Origin of the sequence: Jiangella muralis (assembly GCF_001270745.1) — a bacterium.
GTDB lineage: Bacteria > Actinomycetota > Actinomycetes > Jiangellales > Jiangellaceae > Jiangella > Jiangella muralis.
In genome coordinates, this window is the sequence record NZ_KQ434756.1 from 325,290 (window position 1) to 330,568 (window position 5,279).

The window sequence follows — 5,279 nt, forward strand, 5'->3', positions numbered from 1 at the left end:
CAGACCGGCTCGTCGCCGAGGAGCCGGTGCGCCTCGGCGGACGTCGTGCCGTAGGTCATGGCGCTCTTCGTGCGGCTCTGGCAGCAGAAAGAGCGCCATGACCGGCGAGGTACGCCTGGCCCACCCATTTACCGCTCGAACCCGAGGTGGACGTGGTCGCGGTGCAGGTCGTCGGCGAAGTGGTTCCCGCCGGGGCCGTCCGGGTCGACCGGGCCGCCGATCTCGTCGCTGCCGGTCGCCCGCACCGCCGCCAGGAAGTCGAGCAGGAACGGCTCGTCCTTCGCCATCGACACCACCGGGCGGCCGTCGACCGCCCAGATGTCGACCGCGCGGCCGCGGGTGTGGTTGCTGGTGCGGTCGGTGCCGAAGACGTTCTCCGGATGACCGGCCCGGAACACCGAGACCGCCAGCCGGTACGTCCCCGCCAGCTCCAGCAGCGCCGCGACCACCCGTGCGTCGACGACACCGGCGGCGAGGTCGGCGACGGCGGCCTCCGGGAGCTGGACGCGACCGGCCAGCTCGGCGGCCGGGCCGGTCAGCGCCGCGGCCGCGTCCGGGGCCGGCGCGACGGGGCGCAGCTCGGTGACCGCCCACGCGCCGCCGGAGCGCCGCAGCCGTACGTCCGCCGTCACCACCCGCTCTCGCAGCGTCGCGCCGTCGGCCCAGGTCTGCCGGACCACCGCCATGATGCTCGCGGTGTCGCGCTCCAGCCCGCCGTACTGCGGGTAGACGAGCTGCGCGACGGCGGGCGCGGCGGGCGGCAGCAGCGGGCCCGCGGCCGCGGCGAGCGTGGGGTCGGCGCCCGCGGCGGTCAGCCGGCCGGCCGCGGGGGTGACGGCGACGCCGTCGGGCACGGTGCCGAGTGCCTCCAGCACCCGCGCCGCCGCCACCTTGACCTCCGGCGAGATCTCCGCGGCGCCCGGCTGCCAGGGCACGAACGCCGGCAGGTCGGGCACCACCGGCCGCTCCGTCTGCTTGCGGACCGGCCGCGGCAGCGAACGCACGGCGCGCGGCGGCGACGACTCGTCCGCCCCGCAGGCCGTCGCGACGACCGCGGCCGCCGCGACGAGGAAGCCGCGGCGCCCGACGCTGCGACCGGTCATCGCGCTAGAGGTGGCACGACCCGCGGGTCGATCCGGTACGTGTGCACCTCGTCGCCGTCGCGGTCGACGTGATCGCCGACGCGCCGCCAGCCGGCCCGCTCGTAGAACCCGGCCGCCCCACGGGTGCCCGCCTTCGTCACCAGCTCGACCCGGCCGACGCCGGCCGCCCCGACGATCGAGAGGAACGCGTCGGTCAGTTCGGTGCCGATCGCGCGGCCCCGGTGCTCCGGCGCGACGACGATCGCCTCGAGCACGGCGATCACGCCGAAGCCCGCCTCCGGCACGGCGCCCGGCCCGGCCACCCGGGCCGTCGCCGCACCCCGTCCGAGCAGCCGCTGCGCGTACCGCGGCCCGCGCGACCGGACGAACCCGGCGGCCAGCACCGGCCGCGTGAGCAGCGCCCGCAGTCCGGCCAGCGCCAGCTCACGCCGGCGGTGGCCGATGATCCAGGCGACGTTGGCCGGCCGGTCGGTGCTGCCGAGCGTGAACCCCACGACCTCGCCGCCACGCACCGCGACCAGCACGACGCCGTACGGGGAATCCAGGTGGGCGCGGTGCCAGCGCCGGACGAACCCGTCGCCGAGCCGCGGGAACAGGCCGTGCGGCAGCTCCGCCACGTGCAGCGACGCCGTGCGGCGCAGGTCGTCGACGGCGGCGGCCCGGACCTCGATCTCGCGCTCAGTGCTCATCATCAGCCTCTCTGCGACCAGCCCTGCGTCCCGGCGCTCTTGTCTTGGTAGACGTGCCAGCCGGCGGCCGCGTTGTCGCCAGGCGTGGATTTTCGGTTCCATGGTTCGGCGCGAATCTCAGAGGAACCTCAGAGCACCCGTGCGAGCATCGAGAGATGACAGGCGCCCAGGACCGCGCGTTGTTGCTGGTCGAGGACGACGCCAAGCTGGCGGCGCTGCTGGACCGGCTGTTCACCGGCGAGGGCTACGCGGTCGACGTCGCCCACGACGGCCAGGCCGGGCTGCACCGCGCGCTGACCAGCCAGTACGCCGTCATGGTCATCGACCGAGGGCTGCCCGCCATCGAGGGCGTCGACCTCGTCCGCAAGCTGCGCGCCCACGGCGTCGCGTCACCGATCCTGGTCCTGACCGCCCGCGGCACCACCGAGGACCGCGTCGAGGGCCTCGACGCCGGCGCCGAGGACTACGTCGTCAAGCCGTTCGAGATCGACGAGTTGCTGGCCCGGCTGCGCGCGCTGCTGCGCCGGCACGCGGACACGTCGACGCGGCTCGACCTCGGCGAGCGGTACCTCGACGTCACCGCGCGGCGGGTGCTCGGCGGGACCGGGCCGATCGAGCTGTCCGGTCGCGAGAACGAGCTGCTGCAGCTGTTCGCCGCCCATCCGGCGCAGGTGTTCACCCGCGACGAGCTGCGCCGGCTGGTGTTCCAGGACGCCGACAGCCCCGGCGCCGTCGACACCTACGTCTACTACCTGCGCCGCAAGCTCGGCCGCGACGTCATCCGCACCGTCCACGGTCTCGGCTACCGCATGGGGTCGGCGTGAGCCGGCGTCGCGGCGGCGCCGAGCACCGCCTGCCGTCCGCACCGGCCGACCGGCGGCTGCTGCGCCGGGCGTCGATCGTCGTCGCCGTGCAGACGGCCATCGCGGTCGCGCTGGTCATCGGCGTGCTCGTCGCACTGGTCTATTCGATCAGCGGGCAGGAGCGGGTCTCCGCCACCGCGTACAAGCTGGAGGCAAAGGTCACGGAGCACGCGGCGCCCGGGGAGACGATCGTCGACGGCGCACCGGAGGGCTGCACGGAGGACGAGGTCCGGGCCGCCGTCGACGAGCTGGCACCCGGGACCCAGCGGTTCGAGGTGTGCGACACCCCGTTCCTCGCCCACATCGAGGGGAGCGGCGACGACCGGGTCGCCGCCGCGACCAACTTCACCGAGCAGCAGGAGGAGACCGAGCGGCTGGCCCGGCTGTCGATCCTGGTCGGTGCCGTCGGCGTGCTGGCGGCGGCCGGGCTGGGCTGGCTGGTGGCGCGGCGCGCCGTCCGCCCGCTCGGTGACGCGCTGACGTCGCAGCGCCGGTTCGTCGCCGAGGCCAGCCATGAGCTGCGCACCCCGCTGGCGATCCTGCACACCCGCGCCCAGCTGCTGCAACGCCGCCCCGGCGGCGACGACGACCAGCGGCAGGAGATCGACCAGCTGGTCGACGACGCCCGCGTGCTCAACGACATCGTCAACGACCTGCTGCTGTCGGCGGAGATGCAGTTCCGTCCCGAGTCACGGCAACCGGTCGACCTCGCCCGGGTCGCGACGGAGGTCAAGGACTCGTTCTCCGCCACCGCCGACGAAGCCGGCGTCGACCTCGTCGTCGACAGCGACCCGGCCGAGTCGCACGTCATCACCGGCGTGCCGAGCGCCCTGCGCCGCGCCGTCGCCGCCCTCGTCGACAACTCGATGGACCACGTGGCCCGCGGCGGCACCGTCACGCTCGGGCTGTCCGGGTCCGGCGGCACCGTCCGCATCAGCGTCATCGACGACGGCGACGGCCTCGACCCCGAGCTGGCCGCCCAGCTCACGCAGCGGTTCCGCCGCGGCTCCGGTGGCAACGGGCACCATCCGCGGCTCGGTCTCGGGCTGGCGCTGGTCGACGAGATCGTGCACGCCCACGACGGCACCCTCGCGATCGACGGCCGCCCCGGCGACGGCGCCACCGTCACCCTCACCTTCCCCGCTGCGCCATGAGCCCGTCGCGCCGGATGCGCACCATGCGTGGAAATCGTCCGCCCTCGCCCGGTAGGTTGCGCTTGGCTGCGGAACCAGGATCTCGATGGAGCCGTTATCGCAGCAGCGACGTCACAGCTGTGACGCCTCGGCCGGGCACGGCCGCGATCACCAGAAGGGTGCCCCTTTGATGACCACGGCCACAGAAACACCGGCCCTCCGCGGATCCGCCCGCGAGCGGCACGTCAGCGCGTACGCCGAGCTGTCCAAACTCGTCCAGGCGGCCGGCCTGCTCAAACGCCGGTACGCCTACTACTGGACCCTCATGCTCGGCACCGTCGCCGCGTTCGCCGCCATCTGGGTCGGCTTCGCGCTGCTGGGCGACTCCTGGTACCAGCTGTTGCTGGCCGCCGCCCTCGCCGTCGTCCTGGCCCAGTTCGGCTTCATCGGCCACGAGGGCTCGCACCGGCAGATCTTCGCCTCGCACCGCTGGAACGAGTGGACCGGCCGCGTCATCTCGGGCCTGTTCACCGGGCTGAGCTACAGCTGGTGGATGCGCAAGCACACCCGCCACCACCTCAACCCGAACAAGGAGGGCGCCGATCCCGACATCGGCCCGGGTGTGCTGGCGTTCTCGCCGGTCGCCTACCACCAGCGCGGCCCGGTCGGGCGCTGGTTCGCGAACCGGCAGGGCTGGTTCTTCTTCCCGCTGCTGCTGCTCGAAGGCATCGCCCTGCACGTCCACAGCATCCAGAACATCCTGCGGCGCGAACGCCTCGAGCACCGCTGGGTCGAGATCCTCTTCATCACCGTCCGCCTCGGCGGGTACCTGGCGGCGCTGTTCATCGTGCTGCCGCCGGGCAAGGCCATCGCGTTCTTCGGCGTCCAGATGGGCCTGTTCGGCCTGCTCCTCGGCGGCGCCTTCGCCCCGAACCACAAGGGCATGCCGATCGTCCCCGCGTCGATGAAGATCGACTTCCTGCGCCGCCAGGTGCTGATGTCGCGCAACATCAAGGGCGGCCCCGTCATCGACCTCGCCATGGGCGGCCTCAACTACCAGGTCGAGCACCACCTGTTCCCGAGCATGCCCCGCCCCAACCTGCGCCGGGTGCAGCCGATCGTGCGCGAATTCTGTGAGCGCCACGGGGTCACCTACACCGAGACGTCGCTAGCCGGCTCCTACAAGATCGTCGTCCAGTACCTCAACGACGTCGGCCTGAAAGCCCGCGACCCGTTCGAGTGTCCCCTCACGGCGCAGTACCGGACCTAGGGCTTGTCTCCCAAGTCCATGGCCTACTGCGCGACGCCCAGGCGGCGCCTCGCTGCGTTCTCGTCAGTCGTCATAGAACCCCGCTATGACTCCCTCCTCGGCCTTGCGAGGCATCCACCTGGACGCCGCTCGCTACGGCCGAGACTTGGGAGACACGCCCTAGCCTCGATGTTTCGTCTGGCCTGCGTGGCCGGGGATCGGTCACGGTGTGTTGGTGGCTC

5 protein-coding genes are annotated in these 5,279 nt (G+C 73.1%); 3 read left to right on the forward strand and 2 right to left on the reverse strand.

Annotation, left to right across the window (positions count from 1 at the left end):
• Positions 1–128: 128 nt before the first annotated feature.
• Together ACW62_RS13430 and ACW62_RS13435 are read right to left on the reverse strand one after the other, a co-directional pair.
• Complete coding sequence (locus tag ACW62_RS13430; RefSeq protein ID WP_053204596.1) at positions 129–1,103, reverse strand: hypothetical protein; 975 nt, start codon at positions 1,101–1,103, stop codon at positions 129–131.
• Positions 1,100–1,792 carry a GNAT family N-acetyltransferase gene (locus tag ACW62_RS13435; protein ID WP_053204597.1) on the reverse strand — a complete coding sequence of 231 codons (693 nt, stop codon included), beginning with the start codon at positions 1,790–1,792 and terminating at the stop codon, positions 1,100–1,102. The genes ACW62_RS13430 and ACW62_RS13435 overlap by 4 nt, the downstream gene beginning before the upstream one ends.
• Positions 1,793–1,947: 155 nt before the next feature.
• Between ACW62_RS13435 and ACW62_RS13440 the strand changes: the two genes are divergently transcribed.
• The 3 genes from ACW62_RS13440 (at position 1,948) to ACW62_RS13450 (ending at position 5,058) form a co-directional block, all read left to right on the forward strand.
• Entirely contained in the window at positions 1,948–2,616 is a 669-nt protein-coding gene (locus ACW62_RS13440) for a response regulator transcription factor (protein WP_053204598.1), read from the forward strand.
• Positions 2,613–3,809 carry a sensor histidine kinase gene (locus ACW62_RS13445; protein WP_053204599.1) on the forward strand — a complete coding sequence of 399 codons (1,197 nt, stop codon included), beginning with the start codon at positions 2,613–2,615 and terminating at the stop codon, positions 3,807–3,809. Before ACW62_RS13440 ends, ACW62_RS13445 begins: the two co-directional genes overlap by 4 nt.
• 169 nt (positions 3,810–3,978) lie before the next feature.
• Entirely contained in the window at positions 3,979–5,058 is a 1,080-nt protein-coding gene (locus ACW62_RS13450; RefSeq protein WP_053204600.1) for a fatty acid desaturase family protein, read from the forward strand.
• Positions 5,059–5,279: the final 221 nt, after the last annotated feature.